This window comes from Novipirellula aureliae, assembly GCF_007860185.1.
Lineage (GTDB): Bacteria > Planctomycetota > Planctomycetia > Pirellulales > Pirellulaceae > Novipirellula_A > Novipirellula_A aureliae.
This window is the reverse complement of sequence record NZ_SJPY01000005.1, coordinates 584,070-605,443: the sequence shown is the minus strand read 5'-3', so window position 1 is coordinate 605,443 and position 21,374 is coordinate 584,070. Positions and strand designations below refer to the sequence as shown.

At 53.7% G+C, this 21,374-nt stretch carries 17 protein-coding genes; 8 read left to right on the top strand and 9 right to left on the bottom strand.

Annotated features, from left to right (window positions below; translation table 11 throughout):
- A complete protein-coding gene (gene tkt, locus Q31b_RS17540) occupies positions 1 to 2,058 on the top strand; it encodes a transketolase (protein ID WP_146600932.1) in 2,058 nt (685 codons plus the stop codon).
- Between the two features lie 291 nt (positions 2,059 to 2,349).
- Here tkt and Q31b_RS17535 read toward each other — a convergent pair whose 3' ends face one another.
- The 3 genes from Q31b_RS17535 to rho form a co-directional block, all read right to left on the bottom strand.
- Positions 2,350 to 3,753 carry a DUF4912 domain-containing protein gene (locus Q31b_RS17535; RefSeq protein WP_146600931.1) on the bottom strand — a complete coding sequence of 468 codons (1,404 nt, stop codon included), beginning with the start codon at positions 3,751 to 3,753 and terminating at the stop codon, positions 2,350 to 2,352.
- Between the two features lie 532 nt (positions 3,754 to 4,285).
- The gene (locus Q31b_RS17530) at positions 4,286 to 5,314 is read right to left on the bottom strand and encodes an RluA family pseudouridine synthase (protein ID WP_146600930.1); all 1,029 of its coding nucleotides are present in this window, start codon (positions 5,312 to 5,314) and stop codon (positions 4,286 to 4,288) included.
- Positions 5,295 to 6,641: a transcription termination factor Rho gene (rho, locus tag Q31b_RS17525; protein WP_146600929.1), complete on the bottom strand. Its 1,347-nt coding sequence runs from the start codon at positions 6,639 to 6,641 to the stop codon at positions 5,295 to 5,297. The genes Q31b_RS17530 and rho overlap by 20 nt, the downstream gene beginning before the upstream one ends.
- Before the next feature lie 788 nt (positions 6,642 to 7,429).
- Between rho and Q31b_RS17520 the strand changes: the two genes are divergently transcribed.
- On the top strand, positions 7,430 to 9,007 hold the full coding sequence (locus Q31b_RS17520) for a hypothetical protein (protein WP_146600928.1): 1,578 nt from the start codon (positions 7,430 to 7,432) through the stop codon (positions 9,005 to 9,007).
- Positions 9,008 to 9,075: 68 nt separating this feature from the next.
- The gene (locus Q31b_RS17515; protein WP_197171724.1) at positions 9,076 to 10,272 is read left to right on the top strand and encodes a polysaccharide biosynthesis/export family protein; all 1,197 of its coding nucleotides are present in this window, start codon (positions 9,076 to 9,078) and stop codon (positions 10,270 to 10,272) included.
- Positions 10,273 to 10,280: 8 nt separating this feature from the next.
- Here Q31b_RS17515 and Q31b_RS17510 read toward each other — a convergent pair whose 3' ends face one another.
- From Q31b_RS17510 to Q31b_RS17500, 3 genes are read right to left on the bottom strand one after another with little or no spacing between them, the layout of a single operon-like run.
- Positions 10,281 to 10,625 carry a rhodanese-like domain-containing protein gene (locus Q31b_RS17510; RefSeq protein ID WP_146600927.1) on the bottom strand — a complete coding sequence of 115 codons (345 nt, stop codon included), beginning with the start codon at positions 10,623 to 10,625 and terminating at the stop codon, positions 10,281 to 10,283.
- A gap of 36 nt (positions 10,626 to 10,661) precedes the next feature.
- Positions 10,662 to 11,522: an ATP phosphoribosyltransferase gene (hisG, locus tag Q31b_RS17505; RefSeq protein ID WP_146600926.1), complete on the bottom strand. Its 861-nt coding sequence runs from the start codon at positions 11,520 to 11,522 to the stop codon at positions 10,662 to 10,664.
- Positions 11,523 to 11,574: 52 nt separating this feature from the next.
- Positions 11,575 to 11,916: a phosphoribosyl-ATP diphosphatase gene (locus tag Q31b_RS17500; protein ID WP_146600925.1), complete on the bottom strand. Its 342-nt coding sequence runs from the start codon at positions 11,914 to 11,916 to the stop codon at positions 11,575 to 11,577.
- Between the two features lie 422 nt (positions 11,917 to 12,338).
- Here Q31b_RS17500 and Q31b_RS17495 point away from each other — a divergent pair, with 422 nt between their 5' ends.
- Both Q31b_RS17495 and Q31b_RS17490 read left to right on the top strand, forming a co-directional pair.
- Positions 12,339 to 12,980 (top strand): hypothetical protein, encoded by a 642-nt coding sequence (locus Q31b_RS17495; protein ID WP_146600924.1) that lies wholly within the window; start codon positions 12,339 to 12,341, stop codon positions 12,978 to 12,980.
- Between the two features lie 12 nt (positions 12,981 to 12,992).
- Positions 12,993 to 13,325, top strand: a complete 333-nt coding sequence (locus Q31b_RS17490; protein WP_146600923.1) for a hypothetical protein — start codon at positions 12,993 to 12,995, stop codon at positions 13,323 to 13,325.
- Positions 13,326 to 13,542: 217 nt separating this feature from the next.
- Here the strand turns inward: Q31b_RS17490 and Q31b_RS17485 are convergent, their stop codons facing one another.
- Both Q31b_RS17485 and leuS read right to left on the bottom strand, forming a co-directional pair.
- Positions 13,543 to 13,887, bottom strand: coding sequence for a hypothetical protein (locus Q31b_RS17485; RefSeq protein ID WP_146600922.1), 345 nt, complete (start codon positions 13,885 to 13,887; stop codon positions 13,543 to 13,545).
- A gap of 115 nt (positions 13,888 to 14,002) precedes the next feature.
- Positions 14,003 to 16,837 (bottom strand): leucine--tRNA ligase, encoded by a 2,835-nt coding sequence (gene leuS, locus Q31b_RS17480; RefSeq protein WP_146600921.1) that lies wholly within the window; start codon positions 16,835 to 16,837, stop codon positions 14,003 to 14,005.
- Between the two features lie 148 nt (positions 16,838 to 16,985).
- On the opposite strand from leuS, the gene Q31b_RS17475 reads away from it, so the two are divergent.
- Positions 16,986 to 17,957 (top strand): tetratricopeptide repeat protein, encoded by a 972-nt coding sequence (locus Q31b_RS17475; RefSeq protein ID WP_146600920.1) that lies wholly within the window; start codon positions 16,986 to 16,988, stop codon positions 17,955 to 17,957.
- A 97-nt stretch (positions 17,958 to 18,054) separates the two neighbouring features.
- Here the strand turns inward: Q31b_RS17475 and Q31b_RS17470 are convergent, their stop codons facing one another.
- Positions 18,055 to 18,453, bottom strand: coding sequence for an acyl-CoA thioesterase (locus Q31b_RS17470; protein WP_231617648.1), 399 nt, complete (start codon positions 18,451 to 18,453; stop codon positions 18,055 to 18,057).
- Between the two features lie 132 nt (positions 18,454 to 18,585).
- On the opposite strand from Q31b_RS17470, the gene Q31b_RS17465 reads away from it, so the two are divergent.
- Both Q31b_RS17465 and recQ read left to right on the top strand, forming a co-directional pair.
- On the top strand, positions 18,586 to 19,095 hold the full coding sequence (locus tag Q31b_RS17465; protein ID WP_146600919.1) for an acetolactate synthase: 510 nt from the start codon (positions 18,586 to 18,588) through the stop codon (positions 19,093 to 19,095).
- 68 nt (positions 19,096 to 19,163) lie between these two features.
- Complete coding sequence (gene recQ / locus Q31b_RS17460; RefSeq protein ID WP_146600918.1) at positions 19,164 to 21,359, top strand: DNA helicase RecQ; 2,196 nt, start codon at positions 19,164 to 19,166, stop codon at positions 21,357 to 21,359.
- Positions 21,360 to 21,374: the final 15 nt, after the last annotated feature.

The window sequence follows — 21,374 nt, the reverse complement described above, 5'->3', positions numbered from 1 at the left end:
ATGAATTCCAAAGCAAGCACGACCGCCAACGACATTGAAACGCAAGCCGTCGACACCATTCGAGCCCTCAGTATGGATGCGGTTCAAACCGCTAACAGCGGCCACCCAGGCACTCCCATGGCGCTGGCTCCGATCGCTTATCAAGTCTTCAACAAGACGATGAATTACGATCCGGCCAAACCGCATTGGCCTAACCGCGATCGTTTCATTTTGTCATGTGGCCACGCGTCGATGCTGCTTTACAGTACGTTGCATTTGGCAGGTGTCAAAGCGGTCGACAAGTCGGGCAAGGTTCTCGATGAGCTATCGATCAAACGAGAAGATATCGAGAATTTTCGTCAACTCGGATCGGTCTGTGCCGGCCATCCCGAGTATTCGGAAGCAGCAGGGATTGAAACGACGACCGGGCCGCTCGGCGCGGGTGTCAGTAATTCGGTCGGTATGGCCATGGCCGAAAAATGGCTGAAGGCGAACTACAATACCGACGACGAAGTCTTGTTCAACTACAATGTTTACGCCATTTGTAGCGATGGCGATTTGATGGAAGGCGTTGCTTGTGAAGCCGCTTCGGTCGCTGGCCATTTGCAACTCGACAATCTGTGCTGGCTTTACGACGACAACCACATCACGATCGAGGGTGACACGGACTTGGCGTTCAGCGAAGACGTCGGCACTCGATTCAAAGGATTGGGTTGGAACGTTCTGCACGTGGACGATGCGAACGACCGGGATGCATTGGCTGCCGCAATCGAAAAGTTCAAGGCATGCCATGACAAACCGACCCTAATCATTTGTCGCAGCATCATTGGTTGGGGAGCCCCAAACAAGCAAAATACGCATGGAGCCCACGGGGCACCATTGGGTTGGGACGAAATCGCACTGGCCAAAAAGAACTACAATTTTCCACCCGACGAGAAATTTTATGTTCCCGAAGGCGTGGTCGAAAACTTTGCTGAAAATGTTGGCCGCCGTGGTCAAGCAGCGTCCAAGGCGTGGGACGACGTTTGGGCCAAATACCAAAAAGCCCATCCTCAGAAAGCAGCCGAACTACAAACAATGTTCGACGGTAAACTGCCCGACGGATGGGATAAGGATATCCCCACATTCGAAGCCAGCGAAAAGGGGGACGCGACCCGCAATAGCGGCGGCAAAGTCCTCAATGCGATCGCTAAAAACGTGCCTTTCATGATCGGTGGATCAGCCGACTTGGCTCCGAGTACAAAAACCAATTTGACGTTCGAAGGTGCCGGACAGTTTTTGCCTCGCCAATACGCTGGACGCAATTTGCACTTTGGTATTCGAGAACATGCGATGGCCGGAATTGTCAATGGTTTGTCGCTCTCCGGATTGCGAAGTTACGGGTCAACCTTCTTCGTCTTTACCGATTACATGCGAGGCGGCATGCGATTGAGCAGTATCATGCACCAACCGGTTTGGTACATTTTGACTCATGACTCGATTGGTGTTGGCGAAGACGGGCCAACCCACCAACCGGTTGAGCACTTGGCTGCTTGTCGCGCGATCCCCGGTTTGTATGTTTTTCGGCCTGGTGACGCCAACGAGGTGGCCGAGTGCTATCGGACTGCGATGCAAATCAGCGACCATCCGTCTGCGTTCACCCTGTCACGCCAAAACATGCCAACGCTCGATCGCACGAAATTTGCAGCCGCCAGCGGTTGCAGCCGTGGTGCTTACATCCTGAGCGATTGTGATGGAACGCCCGACGTTATCTTGATGGCCAGCGGTAGTGAGTTGTCGCTGTGTGTTGAAGCATCCGAGACATTGACGGCGGAAGGCAAGAAAGTACGAGTTGTCAGTATGCCCTGCATGGAACTATTCGCTCAGCAAGAACAGTCGTATATCGACGAGGTGTTGCCTCCAGCGGTGACAAACCGCGTCGCTGTGGAAGCGGGAATCCGAATGTGCTGGGATCGCTGGATCGGCAGTGCAGGGAAGTTCGTCGGTATGAGTGGTTTCGGAGTCAGTGCACCCTACGACGAAGTCTACAAGCATTTCCAAATCGACGCCGAAGGTATCGCCAAGGCCGCAAAGGGTTAGGTTCGCGACCTTCTTTGCGTATCGGTTCGCCGTCATATGCCATCGCAGCTTCGCCGGTCAGCGGCCGGTCTTCGGAAGTAGCTGCATTTCTTTTTGAGGCCAGAGAGACCTGCGAGTTTTTGTTTCGAAAGACGCCAAGGGTTTCGGCAGCGGCCAAGAAGACGTCCGAAAGCCGAAAGTCTTGGCGACTTTCGCTACGGTTGGAACTGCGATCTATACGGTTTCTTTCCGATCGAAGCCTCTTCGGGCTGGTTCCACGCTACGATTGATCAAGACCGGTTCGTGAGACGCCTAAAAGCGGTCATCGATCTCGACGGTTTCCATCACTTTGGTATTACGTTCAATCGCGATCACCGTGGTCCGTTGCCGCATCCCATCGCGGCTTTCCGCTGTGATCGGCAACACTTGGCGTTTGTCGGGCAGTTCCAATCGGAGCGTAAACGATCCGTCGCTTTGTAGTTTGACAGGCCGTTCGGCAATGCTAACGGTTGCCCCGGGGGTCGTTTTGCCAAAAACGATTAGCTCCGCATCAACTTTGAAAGGCAGCTTGGTTTGCCGCAGCAGGCTAGGGTCGGCCACCATTTGGCCTTGGTCTCCACGTGACGGCATTGAACGCTGTAAACGGTCCTCGAAAACTTCTTTCAAGTCACCCTCATCCGAATCGTAACCACCACTTAGGGAGTAAATCCGCTCGTAATCTTCGGCAATATCACTCCAGTGCTCGTCGAGTCGGTCGCATTGGCCGGGTTGCGGGGTTTCGACGACATTGCTTCGGCATAGCGTATAAAAATCGCCTGTTTCGCTTAGGTAACCGATCAGAACTCGGAACCGCGACATCGGTTCATCCACATCGATGTACCAGTTGTTGACACCCCCATGAATCGGAATGTCGCGAGCGACGACTTCCGCTTGATTGTTCGTCACATCACCGACCAACATCAACCGCAGGGTTGGTTTCGCGGAATGCCATCTTTCGGCTAGCGAGGATTCTGCACGTTGAACGCTTGCCCGTGTGATTTCCCAGGTGGCTTGGAGCCAATAGGAATCGCGGACAAGCAGCACGACTCGGTCGTGATGAGATTCATCCGACTTTGAGCGAATGGTTCCGTTGGCGACAGCGGCCCCGGCTATCAGCGTACCGGTTGATAGATCGCGGTGCCGCTGCATCGTTTCATGGCGACTTCGCATTTGAGCGCGGATCCGTGCCGTTTTTGCCGATATCCGTTCTTTCTCTTCTTTGGAGGCTATAAATTCTTCATTTCGTTTCGCGTTGATCGCTGCTTTTCGAGCTCGGGCCGCCGCAATTTGTGCCGATTTACTCGGGGTCGGCTTTGCAAGGCTCCGCTCTTTTGCGGTCGATTGGGGCCTTTTTGACGTCGCCGCAGTGGATTTAGCCGTGGATTTAGCCGTGGATTTATAGGCCACTTCGGTCTTCGAAGACGCCGCTTTTGAGTTTTTTCCAGCCTTCGAACGGCCTTTTGACGCCGACGTGGCCTTCGCCTTGGACGCAGGAGATTTCGCAGCGGTCGCCGATTTGGATGGAGTCGATTTTCGCCGCATTTGCCGCTGGACCTTTGAAATGGCAGTAACCAAATCGTCCTTCCGCATGCCATGCCAGCCTTCAACACCGTAATTCTTTGCCAGTTCGGCGAGTTCACGCCTCGTCTGAGCCTTTAGGTCTGCGGTTTTGATCACCTTCGAAATCTCCAGGTTGTTTACAATGCTAGCAAGTCTTGCCCCGTTCGTCTGCTCAACTTGGTGTTCAGGACGGGGCCAGCCATCACCGTTGCATTATGGTCAGGGATTCCCCCTTGTTCCAGGTGCTGTGTGACAAAAGGTTCAGATTCAGTGCCAAAATCGATACGCGTCATCCCTTTGTCCCGCAAAACAGGCTTATGCAACGTAGTTTGCTCAGCTTTTTTTCTCGGCAGAGCCAACCAAAACGGGGGATAGAAGGGGTTCACATGTTCACATTTCTCCGCCCGCGATCGCTGGGTTGGGTATTATTTCGCGGTGACTATAACGCGGTGACTATAACGCGGTGATTATAACGCGGTGATTATCTATCGGGGTGATTGTGTGCTCCGCTCTCCGAGCGGGAAGCGTCGTCGGTCTGGAGATAAATGTTTTGCAGAGCCATTCGCTGAACGCTAACCACTCGAGAAGCTGCGTGACATGGTGGCGAAGCCGTCAAACGATGAAAGCGTACGATGAAACGTGTCACTCCTTAAATCGACGTTCCAAGTGAAAGGTGACTCCTCACGCCATCGATCCACCATGGAGGCGGTTCGCTTTCGAATGTCTTTCTGGTTTTGGATGTGGGGTCGCAAAATGTTAAGCGATGGGCATGTAGGCAAAGCGGTTGGGCATCGGGTGTGAGTGTTTGCTGCTCTCCGAGTTTGTTTTCCGTGAGGTAGAGTGGGTCACCGAAAACGGGAAACCCAAGTGACCAGAGGTGGACACGGATCTGGTTCGTCCGCCCGGTCAGCGGTCGGGCAAGAAGTAACGTCGTGTTGTCGGGCAAGCGCTTCACGACTTCAAAATCGGTGCGGGCAGGCAATCCAAGCACTTGGCCTGGGAGTGATCCAGCGTCGGCAGAGGCGTCGATTGCCGTCCGCCCACCGGCACCGCGACGGCGACCGCCAACGGCAGGCGATGAACTGATCGCTAAATCGCAGCGATAATGGTTCCAAGCAATCGAACCGGTCGCACGAACCAGGTAAAGTTTTTCGACTTCGCGGCGTTCAAATTGGGGCTGGACGAAAGCGGCGGCTTCGCCAGAGCGGCACACGACGACGACACCCGTCGTGTTGGCGTCGAGTCGGTGGGCGATCCGAAGCCGCTCTTGGGAATAGTGTTGCTGAAGCAGATAGAGCAAGGTGTTTCGGCTAAACCGGCCACTCGCATGCATCGGCAGCGGTGCAGGTTTATCGATGACGAGCATTGACTTGTCTTGATGAATGACCGATACGTTACCATTCACCTCGGGCTCGGTAACATCATGCATGACATGCACGAAGCAGTCACCTTCGCGCACGACCCGAGTGGCTCGGACGGGGAACGAATCGATTCGGATATCGCCTGCATCGATCCAATCGAGCCACGTTTGTCGAGCGATTGGAGGGTGATAGCGGCATAGAAAATCGATGAACGTCAGGCCTGCGAATTTCGCTTTGACGCGAATGCTACGCCGACTTTCGTATGGAATGCTGCCGGGCAGCGGATCGAAGCTGAAACTACAAACTGGTTTTCGCACCGCTGATCAGTTTGATGAACTCTTCGTTTGACTCGAACCGGCTTAGCTGCTTCGTCAATTGCTCCATGGCATCACAGGGATGCATGCTGCTGAGTGTCCGCCTCAGCATGGTGACGGCTTCGAGGGTTTCTTCGTCGAGCAACAGTTCTTCGCGTCGCGTCCCACTTTGGCTGATGTCAATCGACGGCCAAACACGGCGATCGGCTAGTCGTCGATCAAGAACCAGCTCCATGTTGCCGGTTCCCTTGAATTCTTGGAAGATTGCTTCGTCCATGCGGCTGTTGGTATCGACCAAAGCGGTTCCCGCGATGGTAAGCGAACCACCTTCGTCAAACGCTCGTGCGGTGGCGAACAGTTTCTTGGGGATGTCCATCGCTTTGATATCCAATCCGCCGGTCATTGTTGCCCCGCCACGTCCGCCGCGTCCAACCCATTTGTTGAATGCTCGGGCAAGTCGCGTGATCGAGTCGAGCAGCAAGAACACATCTTGGCCCATTTCTGCTAAACGCCGAGCCCGGTCGATGACCAATTGGCTAAGTCTGACGTGGCTTTCCACGTCCATATCCAAGCTACTGGCGATGACTTCGCCACCATGGACACTGCGTCGCATGTCGGTGACTTCTTCGGGCCGTTCATCCACCAACAGAACGATTAGTTTCACATCGGGGTGATTTTGATAAATCCCCTGGGCAATGTTTTGTAGCATCACTGTTTTGCCGCTTCGTGGGGGGGCAACGATCAGAGCGCGTTGCCCGCGGCCGAGTGGTGCCAACAGGTCGATGACGCGGTTCGTGAGTGGTTCACGGCCACATTCGAGTTTCAGCCACTGCTCGGGGTTGATTGCAGTCAGCGAGTCAAATTCTTTGACGTCGATGTATTTTTCGGGGGTCAGTCCATCGACATCCAAGATTTCGCGGACCCGTGGTCCTTGTTGGCGACGGGCTTGCTGAACCATCGCCGTCAGCATGACGCCTTGCCGTAAGCCGAACTTTTCGATCATCGTGCCGGGGACGAAGGCGTCGCTTCGTTCACGAGAATAATTGTTCTCGGGGCTTCGTATGAAACCGTAACCGTTGGGATGCAGTTCTAAGATTCCGACGTTTTCTTCAAGTGGAGCATCGCTAGCGAAATCGGCGGGTTCGCCATTCGCATTGGGTTGCCCATTTTGACTTCCACCGCCACTTGGGCGGCGTCGTCGGCGACTGCGGTTTTTCCCACCGCCACTACCGTTGTTGCCACCATTATTGCTTTGCGGGCCATTGTTGTTGCCCGGGCCGCTTCGGCCACGATTACTACTACTGTTACTGCTGCGCTGTTTTTTAGCCATGTTTGATCCAGATGCGCTGTCGGAATTGTCTGCATTGCCACTTAGGCGTTTCGTTGCAACAAGGCTCTCGACGAGCGTGAAATCGAAGAATTACCGCAAAAACAAATAGGGATGGGGAGCTTTTGAGAAGCAACGGCGGTAGCGTGCTCTCCAGCAAGTCAACGTTTAAAAGCTTTGGTAGCAAACGGTTCACGAAAAAAACCGTCTCGGATCGATATCGTTATCACCATGCCCTCTGGCAAGGAAAAACGATTCTCCAAAAAATTCGGTGCTTGAGATTCTCGTGGTGGAGACTCTCGTTCATTGAGATTCAAAGTGAAATTCGTTCAGTTATTCCGTTCTGAAACGTATGACGGGAAACATTCGTCATAGAGACTACATCATGAAGTGTTGGTAGCATTTTCTATGCCAACCGTTCCGTTCGCAATTGCAACGCTCCTTCTCTAGCCAATTTCGTGCGGCGAGGGGTGATCGCTTTTCCGAAGCGAGACACCGAAGAGAGTAGCGGCTAAATTCGCCAGCAAACCTATCCCAAGAAGAAGGCAACCCAAGTCGGCGGTCGGCCCGTCCTTCTTTAACTATGAGCAAATATAGGCTACTACGCTCGTGTGTCAAGTGCGAATTGATAGGGTAAAGCGAGCAAAATGCTAAGAATTTCGCTTTCGGTTTGGCAAGTTGTAACCGTTGTAGCGAATTTTATCTCTCAAAATTGCTCTTCTGGCTTCGCGAAGCCGGTTTCGCAGGGCATAGGTGTTCGGATTATCCGATCTTTCCCAGAGCGTAGGGAAATGCCGAATACAGCGATTGGCATGATCGACAAGTCAGCGACCTGGAAAGATATCATGAACGCAAATCAGTCTACGACAAAATCCCAAGCCATCGCTTCACACCGCTCTGCGAATTTCAACTCTCAGGTGAAGTGGTTGGCGATTGTGTTTGTCGCACTCATTGCTTTCGAATGGAAAAAGTCGAGTGATCTACCGCTGCACGACACTCCTGATGACCGAGTCGCCGATGCGGCATCCGCCAACGCGGTGATCCCTGCCCCCGAAGTCGCAGCACCTCGACGCGAAATCGATACGTCCTATCCCGCCAACCGGACCGTCTCGAACAAACAAAATGTCAGAGAGAATGTCAGAGAGAAATCGTTCGTGAGTCAACCTGTGTCGGTGGCCAGTCGACCGCGTTCGGAAGATTCGTCCAAGCCGACGATGTGGCTGCCCAAGCCAAAGAGCACACCCGACGTGCAAACGGTTTCACTGCCCTATGCGACGTCATTGAAGTCTCAAACCGAGTCCCGCGCAATGCTCGATCAAGCAACTCGTGAATACCAGGTCGGAGCCTCGCTGTCGGCCGAGACGTCCGCTTGGCAGTCGCTTGTCGACACGGCCGAAGCGATCGCGATTGCTTCCAAAGGCCAACCGCCCAAGCTCGGCTATTCCGCTCCCGACCCACGTTCCGAGCTGCAGCTTGCCCGCACCGCTCTTTTGGAAGCACGTGACTTTGCAAATCAAAATCAGGCGAGTGCGAATCGTCAAATCAGTCTCGACGTGATCGTCAAATCACATCAAACCGAAACGTTGCATTCGGCAAACCTGAGCAAACTGAGTGCGACACAAGCGATTGAAATCTATCTGGACGAAGCTCGCAATCGATTCGCTTCGCTGGCCGCCCAAAACCGACTGGCGGCCGAAGCGATGGATTTGCTCGCGGCAATCTACTTGACCCGCAACGATCCCGCGACGATGCCAACGAGCACTTCACTCTGTCTTCGACGCGCTGCACTTGAGGGCCAACCGGACAATGCCTCTTTGGCATCGAGCCTTGGTTTTCAGCTCGCCAAAGTCGGGCTACTCGAAGAATCTCGGCGAGTGCTGTCCCATTCTCTTAGCCTTCGCTACGACTTAGACACGCAAATGGCGCTTGTCCATGTTCTGAGATCGAGTGGGCAGCCACAGCAGGCCGCGGAGCTTGAGCGGTCCTACCGGGAAGCAAGTCAGCGAGCGATGGCCAATAGGAATCGCAAGCCAATTCCCAACATCGAACGGCTTTCGCCAGCCGAATTTGCTGCAGTTTCTCGTCCCGTCATGCCAGCCACGCGAATCCAGTCGATCCAAAGCAATGGGCAAGGCAATCATCTGGGCCAAGCGGAGCCCAGCGTTTCGGGCCAGCCCGTTTCGGGCCAACTCGTTTCGAATCGGATGGGATCTGCGCAAGCAACTCCGTTTGGTTTCGCTTCGCAAAGCACCAACCGATCATCGGAAAAAAACAGCGGTCCCTCCTCGGCAAATCAAGACGGTAGCGTTCAGGCGGACAAGCCCAACCTCATTCGCAATGCATTTGAGTCGATGACCAAATGGTGGTGATCGTGTCATGAAGCGATTCCATGCCGTGAAGCAGTTCTTCTCCTATTTATTTATCGTTAGCGAATAACATGTCCATCCATACCACCATAAAACGATTGCTGAGATTGTGGTTGTTGATGCTTATGATACTGGGCCATGTTGCATTGTGTCGCAATGGGAACGGTCAATCGATCGGTTGTGCCCAAACTCGATGCGATGCGGCGATAGGTGATGGGGCGGGATGTGGCGGAGCTTGCCACTCATGCATGATGGGCGTCGATTGCCAAGACGGATGTGGTGGCGAATCGCGATGGAGCGATTTCCGGCCGATGTCATTTAGTTCCTATGGCCCCGGCGGATATGCCGGGCCCTCACGGCTGGCACACCTCAATGAGTATCGGCTGCGACCTGGGGATGCGGTCGAAGTTTTCTACTTGATTACTCGAATGCAACCTTCAGGCATGTACCGGTTGACGCCTGGCGATTCGATTTTGATCGAATCGCTGACCAACGAAGAATTGACTCGTGGAACCTTAGAAAACGGTTTGACGATCCAGCCCGACGGGACCGTGTCGGTTCGCTTGCTCGGACCGATACGGGCTGCAGGGATGTCGGTGACTCAGTTTAAGGAGGCTCTCAACGAAGCTTACTTGGAATTGTACGACAAGCCCGACATCGACGTGACGCCGATTGAGACCAATCGATTGGCTGAGGATATCCGTGCAGCGGTTGGCGGGCAAAGTGGTTTTAATCAGCAATCGGTGCGTGTGGTTGTGATGCCCGACGGCATGATTCGCTTACCAGGAATCGGTGCCGTCAACGTTCAGGGGTTTTCGCTCAGCGAAATGAAACGCGAAATCAACTTGCGTTACGCCCAGATCGTCGTCGGTCTGGAGGTGGAGCCCCTTTTGGATTCCCAGGCACCTCACTACGTTCATGTGCTTGGGCAGGTCGGCACACCGAACCGAATCGAGATCGATGCGCCAACCACCGTTCTCGGCGCGATCGCGACCGCAGGTGGTCACTTACCGACCGCAAATATGCGGCAAGTGGTCATTTTTCGGCGTGCCGAAGATTGGCGTCTTATCTCCACAATGCTCGATTTGCAGGGAGCCGTGTTTGGTAGAAGGCCTTCGCCCGCAGATGAAATATGGGTGCGTGATGGAGACGTGATCATCGTCCCCGAAAGACCCATTGTCCGCTTCGACAACTGGGTCCAGCAGGTCTTTACCAATGGGATTTACGGCGTCATTCCTCCCGGCATTCAGTTTGACGTCAGCCAATAACCCCTCGCTTAGTACCTCGGCACCGATGCATCGATTTGTAGACTCCATTGGTCAATACCACCCGCCATGTTTTGAACTCGGCTGAAGCCGCTTGCGCGGAGCGCGTGAGTGACCTGCAAGCTGCGGCCGCCGTGGTGGCAATGCACCACGATCAATCGAGCCTGGTGTGGATCGAGTTCACCGGCACGGCCTGCCAGTTCACTCATTGGCAACAACACGCTGCCATCGATCTTTGCCATCGTGTACTCGCTCGGTTCACGAACGTCGAGTAGCAGAAAGTCGTCGTTGCGTTGAAGCTTTTCCGCGACCGCGTGGACATCAAGTTCAAGTGGGAGTTCTTCGTTGGTTTGCATCGGATCCAATTGGCAACAAGTGGGTTGGGAAAAGGGCTACAAGCGACAGTTCGACAAAGTGGTTTCGAAAATGGCCGAAGCACCAAGCCGCTCCAATTTTTCCATCGCTTCAATGACGCTTTTTCGTTTTACCATGACGCGAACGCTACACCACGCCTCGTCCTCAAGTGCGTTGATGGTCGGTGAATCGAAGCCCGGAGTAATCGCTTCCGCTTCGGGTAATTTGGTTCGCAGTACGTTGTATTCGAGTAGCGAATAGTCGCGAGCAATCACAACCCCTTCAAGTCGCCGAACGACTCGGTCGGCGGTAACTTGGTCACGGCAATGATCGTTTTGGATCAGTACGGTTTCATAGCTACCAATCTCATCGAAAATTCTTAGTCGGTTCGCAGCCAATGTGCTGCCGGTCTCCACCAGGTCGACAATGGCATCTGCGACTCCTAGTTGGATCATCACTTCGACCGACCCCGTAAGCGATACCAAGTGAGCGTTGGCACCGTGCGTTGATAGATAGCGCCGGGTGACTTCGGGAAAGCTGGTGGCGATCCGTTTTCCATCGAGCTCGCTGGCCGATTGAATGGGGGAATCATCGGGAACACAAATCGCCAACCGGCAACGTCCAACGCCAAGCTTCATTCTCAGTTGGATATCGGCACCCGCTTCTTCGACTAAATCGCTACCGGTGATGCCCATATCAATTGCCCCTTCAGCGCAAAGCGTCGGGATATCGTCGGTTCGCAGGAAGATCAAGTCGATCGGCAATCCGCTCACCCGAGCAAACAGTCCGCGTGATTGGCGGCGGAATTGTAAACCCGCCGACATCAATAGCTCGGTGGCAACGTCGCATAGACGGCCTTTGCTCGGCAGCCCAATTCGGAGGTGGTTTTCTGTTTCCAATGTATTTCTTCTAAAATTTGGTGGAAAGATGGATCGAAATGGAAGCCCAAACTCAGTTTTTTTTCTCTCGGTTTGCTTTCTCCGTTAAGCCTGAGGTGCCCTCTCGACGGGCAAGTTCAGCGGCAACTTCCTCTAAATTGACTGATTTATGGGCAAGTAAGACGAGCGTATGGAACAGCAAATCGCCCGCCTCGTAAATGAAATGCTCGCGGCCTGCATCGCCTGGTTCGTCGGCGGCCTCGATCAATTCATTCGCTTCTTCGCAGATTTTCTTGCCGATTTTTGCAGTCCCACCCTCCAATAGCTTGGTCGTATAGGAACCCGTTGGACGTTTTTCGGCCCGTTCGGTCAGCGTTTGCATTAAACGTGCGAGTGGATCGAGAGAATGGGGCATGCTGAGCGGACCGGTCTAAAACAGGGAGTTATCATGGTAATCGAGACCATAGGGTATTCAATGTTGCCTGAGACGCCAACGTGGCAACCTGCCGATATTAGGATGCGATTGTCGCTCCACTATCCGACCGCAAAGCGTTCGCCGGATGGCTCGCCCCACTTTCGATCCCCAACCGACAAACACAATCCGTTCGCAGAGCCGAGCGGAAAACGTGATCCGTTCGGTGTTGGGATTGAAAGCGCTCGCAACACCTTCGTGCCACTATGTCCCACTTTGTGGGTGGCTAGGGTCCCTTGCGGCAAGCTGGCGAAAGCCTAGAATAATGGGAACGCTTTTTGCTCGGGATGTGGTTGCTGGTCGTGGTCTCATCGATCATAACCGCCTACAGCCTCCTGCATGACTCATTCCTATGGAGATCGGAGATGGTCAAATCGTTACCCCAAGCCGAATTTTTTTCAGCCCGCGAGCATTCAGCCCGCGAGCATTCGGCTAAGAAATCGGCACAGCCGGGAGCGAGGCTTCCCGGCGGTTCGCCTGTCAGCCCTCGTTTCTTCAAGCTCAAACTTGCTTCCGAAACCGCTGTCGCCAGCGAATTGCGAGAAGAGGTCCAACATGTTGAGCGGCGGTTGCACCGAATACTTGAACAGCCTGAACAGTCCGCGATTATTCTTGACGCCTTGGCAGTCGATCCACTGGTGATCCAACAAGCTGTTAGGCGGTTCGTTAAAGCATGTGACACCCTCGGGTTTGAAAACCTGATCATTGTCGTTCGCGAGTCGCAACTGGAATTGGCGGGTTGGAAGGAGTACCGGAAGTGGTTCCGCGAACATTTGGACGAGCACGGCTGCAGTGGACGAATCGCTTGTTTGGTTATCCAGGATGGTTGTCCTGAATGCGATGCATTAGCGTGCTGGGTGGCCGCGACCGACAGCGTTATTTTAACCGATCCCGATGGGATCGGTGAATTTGCAGCCAACCATGTGGTGGCCGTCGAGCCAAACGACTTCGCGCTTGATCACTGGCTGGCACAATTGCAGTTACTAGCATCACCGCGGATTGGATAAGGGAACGCAAAGATGAGAGGGTTTCTTACAGCAATTGCTATACTGGCTTTGATTCTTGTCCTTAGCGCCTGGGCAGGTTGGTGGACCGTAGAATCGAACGACGATAGCACCAATGTCCGGATCGATAAAACCGAGATTCAAAGCGATACCGAGCGTATCACCGACGGCGCAAAGCGATTGGCCAACGATGTCGTCGAGCAAGTGGATCGACCGGCCAGCGAAGAGGTCGCCCGCGAAGAGGTCGCCGGCGACGAACCGGCCCGCGACCAACCGGCCCGCGACCAACCGGCCCGCGACGAACCGGCCAGCGAAGAGTTGGAAACAGACAAGGCCGTTGACCCTTAGGGCAATCCCAATGCCGACATTTTGTTGGCTCCATCGAGAGAATCCGTGGGTTGATTCATCAATCCCACGTACCGAAGGGTAGTTTTTTCAGGCATCGCAGGGCCAAAAGAATGTTCCCGGTGCATCGGCAATCGGACGTTCAAAAAGAAACCTCGGCAAAACAAGCCGTTTTATCACGACCAAGCGAGACATTCTTCCCGCCCTGACCCCGTTGTCCCTAAGGAAGATGCTCCTCAGCAGAGCTAGGCCGGAGGCCGAAACATCCTTGCCATTGGGCGTGAGCCACCGGGATGGATGGCAACCGAACGTCGGTCGAGAAGTGATCGATGATGTTCACGAATCGGCCCGTCGTCGGCACCGAGCAAAGAGGCCGGAAGAAGAGTCCAAGATCGCATACCGTCGCCGCCGTCGTTTCGGCGAAACACCGTTCGCGGTCATCAAGGTGATGTTCGATCGGCGGCGTTTCTTGCTCCGAGGCATCGAGGGAGTCGAGCAAGAGTGGCAATGGGTATCGCGACTGCCATGCCCCCAAAAAAACTTCCGCAACTTCCTTTTTACCCACAAATTCTTCGGAAAAACCTATTTTTTGTGGGCGATCGTCAAGGAGCCTTTACGATGCCGCCGCGACAAGAAACCGGTGGCGTGTGGATGCCAGGGTTCCCGTTGGTCCAGCCAGCCTACTTGATCACCAAGTTTACCAATCTACCAGGCACAACGATTTGTTTGACGATTGTTTTTCCTTCGACCAACGATTGCACTTTTTCATCCGCTAAGGCAATCGATGCCAATTCATCCTTCGTCACATCCGGCGAGACGTTGATTTTGGCTTTGATCTTACCATTGATTTGAACGGGTATCTCGATACTGCTTTCGACCAATGCTGCTTCGTCCCAAGTTGGCCAAGATTGTTTTGAAATCGACCCTTCTTGGCCGAGCAGGTGCCAAAGCTCTTCACACAAATGGGGTGCGTAGGGTGACAACAATTTCAAGAAAGTTAACATCGCTTCTTTGGGTCGCTTTTCGCAGCGAGTGAAGAAGTTGGTACATTCCATCATCTTTGCGATCGCGGTGTTGAAGCTCAGGCCTTCGCAGTCTTCGGTTACTTTGCGAATCGTTTGATGCAGGACGCGAAGTTGGTCTTTGTCGCACGCCTCATCGCAAATCGCTTCATTCAACACCAAGTCATCCGCATCCTGATCGACGACCATTCGCCAAACCCGGTCGAGAAAATTGCGGACGCCTCCGACACCAGTCATCGCCCATGGTTTGGTCGCTTCGAGCGGCCCCATGAACATCTCGTAAAGTCGTAGAGCGTCGGCGCCATATTCACGAACCACCGCATCGGGATTGACCACGTTACCGCGAGCCTTCGACATTTTGTGCGCACGCGAGTCGACCTTGATCGTAGGTTGGCTCTTGAGTACGAATCCTTCGCCCTTCTTTTCGACATCGTCTTCGTCGATCGACGTGGATTGCACGGGGATCCCCTCTTTGCTGACTCGATTTCCATCGGCGTCTTTGCGAACGTCGCTCGTGGAGACGGGGTTGCCATCGGGATCAACGAATCCGGTGTATTCGACATCGCCCAAGATCATTCCTTGGTTGACCAATTTCCCAAAGGGTTCAGGGGTGCTGACGTGGCCACGGTCGTAAAGGACTTTGTGCCAGAATCGCGAATAGAGCAAATGCAACACTGCGTGTTCGGCACCACCGACGTACAAGTCGACGGGCATCCAAGCTTTTTCTTTCGCCGGATCAATCAATCGCTCGCTATTTTCCGTATCGATATAGCGTAGGTAGTACCAGCAGGAACCGGCCCATTGGGGCATCGTATTGGTTTCGCGGCGATAGCGTTTGCCATCGATCGTGACGTACAGCCAATCGTCGTCTGCTTTGGCCAACATCGGTTCGGGCCGTCCGTGCGGCTTGTAGTCTTTCAAATCAGGCAGCAGGACTGGCAAATCGGCTGGATCGACACCACGTTTGATTCCGGTCGGTTTTCCATTGGCATCAAGTTCATGCAGGATCGGGAATGGTTCGCCCCAAAAACGCTGGCGGCTAAACAACCAATCTCTCAATTTGTAGTTGACCGCTTCGGTCGCTTGCCCTTTTTGGTTCAGCGAGTTTGTAACCGCTGCTTTCACTTCCGCCGTGGTTTGGCCATCAAACTCACCGCTATTGATGGCTTGTCCCTCGGCAACGAAGCAGACATCGCCCGCTAAAATCGCGTCACGTTCGGGGTGATCCGACGGCGGGTCGACCACGGGGACGATCGGCAAATCGAACTGCTTCGCGAACGCGAAGTCGCGATCATCGTGTGCGGGAACCGCCATGATCGCACCGGTTCCGTATCCTGCCAACACGTAATCGGCAATCCAAATTGGAATCGGTTGACCGTTAACAGGATTGATCGCGTGGCTGCCGGTAAAGACACCGGTTTTGACTTTATCACCGCCATCGGTCCGTTCGCGGTCACTCTTGAAGGACGCCTTTTCGCAGTACGCTACGACGGCCGCGGATTGCTCGTTCGTCGTGAACGACTTGACCATCGGATGCTCGGGAGCGACCACCATGTAGGTTGCGCCAAACAGGGTGTCGGGCCGCGTCGTGTAGACGCGTAGCGCCGCATCACCGGGCTCGGCGGAAAAGCCAGATTTCGATCTCTCGCTTTTCCAAGCGTCCAAGTTTGCCGGGTCACCGACGTAAAAATCGACCTCTGCCCCCGTGCTGCGGCCGATCCAATCCTGCTGCAACTTCTTGATCCCGGTGGGCCAATCGAGATCGTCTAGCCCATCGAGCAAACGTTCGGCGTACTTCGTGATCCGCAGCATCCATTGCCGTAGAGCAATCCGCTGCACCGGATGATCGCCGCGTTCACTTTTCCCGTCAATGACTTCTTCATTCGCCAATACCGTCCCCAGGGCGGGGCACCAATTGACAAGTGCATCGCTCTCATAAGCCAAGCGATTGGCATCACGGTAGGCTTCGATTGCCGCGTTGCCCTGGGCAGTCACTTCGGCGGGAATTGGCAATTCGTCGATCGGACGACCTTGTTGCTGCTCGCTATCGAACCAAGTGTCGTATAGCTGCAGAAAAATCCACTGGGTCCAGCGAAAATAGGCCTCATCGGTCGTTGCGATGGCGCGATCCCAATCGTAACTGAAACCGAGCATTTTCAATTGGCGAGTGAAATTGTCAATGTTCCGTTGGGTTTGGATCCGCGGATGTTCACCCGTCTTGATCGCATGCTCTTCGGCGGGCAAACCAAAGGCGTCAAAGCCCATCGGATGCAGCACCGATTCGCCTCGCATTCGTGCAAATCTTGCCACAATATCGGTCGCGGTATAGCCCTCCGGGTGCCCGACATGCAGGCCATCGCCGCTGGGATATGGAAACATGTCCAAAACATAGCGTTTGGGACCACTGGGCAATTCAGGGGTAGTAAAGGTTCGATTCTGTTCCCAAAAGGCTTGCCAGCGAGGCTCGATTTCAGCGGGATTGTAGCGTGGCATGTGTGGCCCGATTCGGCGAATGAGTTTGAAAGTGTTATTGGTTTGTAGTTGGAAAGAGACAGATTCTAAGAAATCAACGGCTGTAGGGAAGGAGAGCCAAAAAGTTCCGTTGACATTGTGGACGAAAAAACACTACGAATCGTCTGTTATGCACTCGACCTGTCTCTCTCGAATCGCGATTTGTGTCACCGCAGCGGTCTGGATCGCTGCGGCGAACGGGTGCAGTACGCGCGCACCGATCCATTTTTGGAGCCCCCCCGAAATTCAATCGGCCGTTGGAAAACGGGTGGCTGTTTCCAAGGTATCCGGGCCGGAAGCAATTGCCGATAAGATTCACACTCAGCTTTTGGCCAATTCGCCCCGTGATCCAGGCAGGAGTCTGGAGCTCGTCGATTACGAAAAATTGCAAGCCCACTCGACGATCCAACTCGTTTCGGCGATCGATGATCAAACCAGCGACGTGGCGCTTGCTTCGGCGGCTCGTCGTCAGGGATACGACTACATTCTTCGCGGCGAGGTTCTCGCCGGTCGCCAACACCGGCGAATTTCGCCCAACTTGAATCAAGGTGATGCGAAGCAGGTCGATCAACTGACGATGTCATGGCGGTTGATGTCGATGAACGAATCGAACCGATCGAGTGGCCGGCCGGTCGTGATCGACGAAGCCTCCGCCGTCGACCTTTATCCCGATTTGGCATTTGTCCCCAATCCAACCGATCGCTTGGTATCGGCAGCCGTTCGCGAGACGTATCGTTTGATCACTCCGTCGATTGATCGCCAAAAGGTAATTCTAGCGGTTCCTGTCGTTTTTTTAGGCAGCGCTGCTGTTCGTCGCGGCAATGTCGAAGCTCGCAAAGGAAATTGGGCAAAAGCGGAGCAGATTTGGAGTGAAGTCGCCAAAAAACACCCGCTGCAAGCAGCAGCAGTCCACAACTTGGCCCTAGCAGCTGCGGCAGCTCAAGACTTTTCACGAGCCAAACGGTTGGCTCGACAAGCGATTCGACAGCATCCAACAACGATGTATAAAGAGACGTTGGTTTGGATCGAACAACGGCAGCGAGATTACCACAAGGCCTTTAACCTACCCGATCCACCGGAAGGATGGTTCGTCACGCGATAATCGCTGCTCCGCCTATCAGTCGTCTGGGAGGGCGACGATTTCATTCTGTTTCGCCTAAATCCATCCCATCGGATCGACAATTTCTACCCAGCTCGACCTACCAATTCACCGGCATTCGCTTCGGTTGGCCTTCGCGGTCGACACAGGCGATGGTGGTCGATCCTTCGGCTAGCAATTTGCCTTCTCGAACGATTTTGTAATGATGGTAGAGCCGTACTTTGCGGAATCCTGTCAACTCGGTCGTTTGGGTCAACCGATCATCAAAATTCGCAGGAGCGTAGTATTTTACGTTGATTTCGGTCACAACCAGCATAAATCCCGCTTCTTCGAGTCGTTTGTAGCTCATTCCAGCGGCCCGCAGCATCTCCACCCTGCCGCGTTCGAAATAGCTGGCGTAATTGGAATGGTGAACGTGGCCTTGGCCATCGGTTTCGTGATATTCGACGCGGAAATCGATTTGATGCGTTGCGCCGATTTGGAAAAGCGGGTTTTGCACGGTTGCCTGAGTCCAAGTTGTTTCGGAGGAAAAAGGGGCAAAAGGATTGCCGAAGATTGACCAACAACGTGGCCGAAGCCTACACTAAAGCCAAACTTTTTAACAGTATTTACCAACTCAGACGAGCCTAGCATGGAAAACAATGAAGGATCGGGAACCGGAACCGCTTTTGAAACCGCCCGCGGTAAGAGTTATCCGGCACTCCGCCAATTTACGGTCTTTTTGGAAAATCGTGTCGGGCAGTTGCTAGAAGTCGTCAAACGCTTCGAGGGAACCGGCATCCGCATTTGTGCGTTATCAATTAACGACGCCGCAGAATGTGCCTTCGTTCGTTTTCTCGTGAGCGATGCCGATCGTGGTCGCGAAATCCTCGAACGTAGCGGTTTAGCGATTATTGAAACGGACTTGATCGGTATCGAATTGCCTGAGGGCCCTCAACCGCTGCTGCGAGTTTGTACCGCATTGCTTCAGGCTGAACTCAATATCGTTCAAGCTTACCCATTGTTTGTGCGCCCGCATGGTAAACCCGCTGTGGCGATTATGGTTGAAAATATTGATTTTGCGATGAAGACGTTGCGGGAGAAAGGGTTTCACATGATCACCGAAAGCGACCTGAGTGACGAGCCGATTGGAGACATGTAATTCCTGATCGATATTCATCCTGCCCCCCCCTTAGCCAAGCACGCTGAGCCAAGTACGCTGAGCCGAGTATGAAGATGAGACCATCAAGTTCTTCAGTCCCTACGCTCGAAAACGCACAAGCGGTTCTCCGAGAAGTTTGGGGGTACGACGCGTTTCGTCCGCTTCAAGCGGACTCGATCGAATCGGTTCTTCAGCAGAAAGATTCTTTAACCGTCCTTCCCACCGGTGGTGGCAAATCGATCTGTTTCCAAGCACCCGCATTGTGTGTCGATGGCATGGCAGTCGTTGTGTCGCCGCTGATCTCGTTGATGAAAGATCAAGTCGACGCACTTGTGTCCAACGGTGTTTCGTCTGCGTTTATTAACAGTACGTTGTCGTTGAGCGAGAAACGAGACATCGCCGAGCAAATCGATCGCGGTGAAATCAAGTTGCTTTACGTTGCCCCAGAGGGACTGTTGAGTGACCGCATGCTCGACTACCTAAAAAAGTCTAACGTATCGTTCTTTGCCATCGATGAGGCGCACTGCATCAGTGCTTGGGGGCATGATTTCCGGCCCGAATATCGCGGGCTGCGAATACTGAAACACGAGTTCCCTCACGCGTCCGTTCACGCCTTTACCGCAACCGCCTCGGGCCCGGTTCGCGACGACATTGTTTCTCAACTTGGTCTTGCCGACGCTAAAGTGATGGTTGGCGACTTCGATCGACCGAATTTGACTTATCGGATGATCCGAGCAAACAAGCGTTTGCAACAAGTCGCGGATATTGTCGAAAAACATCGCGGCGAATCCGGGATCGTTTATTGCATTAGTCGCAAAGAGGTAGAACGAACCGCGTTGGCTCTCGAACAGATGAACTGTACCGCGCTGGCCTATCATGCGGGGATGAGTGACCGCGACCGCAAAGCGAACCAAGATGCTTTCATCAAAGAGAAATGTGACGTGATTGTCGCAACCGTCGCATTCGGCATGGGGATCGATAAGTCGAACGTGCGGTATGTCATCCACAGCGGGATGCCGAAGTCGATTGAACACTATCAACAAGAAAGTGGGCGTGCGGGGCGTGATTCGCTCGAATCCGAATGCGTGCTAATCTATTCGGGCGGCGATGTGGTCACTTGGAAGAGGATCATGGAAGGAGGCGATAATGCACACGATAACTCAGGCGCTCTTCGTTCTCTTGAAGCAATGAATGCGCTGTGCACTAGCCCGGTATGTCGGCACAAGGCGATCGTCGAATACTTCGGGCAAACCTACACGTCGGACAACTGTGGTGCATGCGACGTGTGTCTGGAAGAGGTCGAATTGGTCGAAGACCCGATTACATTGAGCCAAAAGATTCTTTCCGGCGTGATCCGCACACAAGAGCGTTTTGGTATCGCACACAACGCAAAAGTGTTGGCGGGATCGAATGAAAAGCGAATCCGTGATCTTGGGCATGACCAACTCAGCACGTTTGGCTTGTTGGCCGATGAAGGAGTCGCTGCCGCACGTCTATGGATCGATCAACTGATCCAGCAAGGTTATCTGTTGCAGACGGGCGAATACCAAACGATATCCCTGTCCGAATCAGGCCGGCGTTTGATTCGTCGCGACGGAAATCCCAAACTAACCGTTCCAGGAGTATCGAAATCGTCGCCACGTCGCTCGGTTTCGGTCGATTCTTGGGATGGCGTTGATCGCGGATTGTTTGCTGCACTAAGAGAACTACGAAGTCGTTTGGCGAGCGAGCGAAATGTGCCAGCCTATATCATCTTTGGCGATGCGACGCTTCGAGAATTCGCCCGCTGTCGACCGGATTCAATCGAACGTGTCGCATTGATCAAGGGCGTCGGGGAAAAGAAACTCGAAGACTTCGGACTCGCGTTCTTAGAGGCAATCAACGACTATTGTACGACCGCAAATCTGCAGCGAAATGTGTCGACCGTCGTCAAAGTAGAGCCCGTACAAAAACGCGAAGTCATCCGGCCGAATGCATTTGCATCGTTCGAACACTTCCGCGCCGGGGCATCGATTGAAGAGGTGGCCGAGAAGATGGGGCGTGCCAAATCAACGGTCACAGGCTACCTACAATCGTTCCTACAAAACGAAAAAATCACCGATTCGTCCGCTTGGGTCGATGAGCAGACAAAAACGAAAATCCTCTCCCATTTGCATCTGCTTGAGGAAGGCAAAATGAAGCCGATGTACGAGTTTTTCAACGGAGAGATTTCTTACGAATCGATACGGATTGTCTTGACATGCAAGCGAAACGCGGAGAGCTGAGCGACAATCTTACGT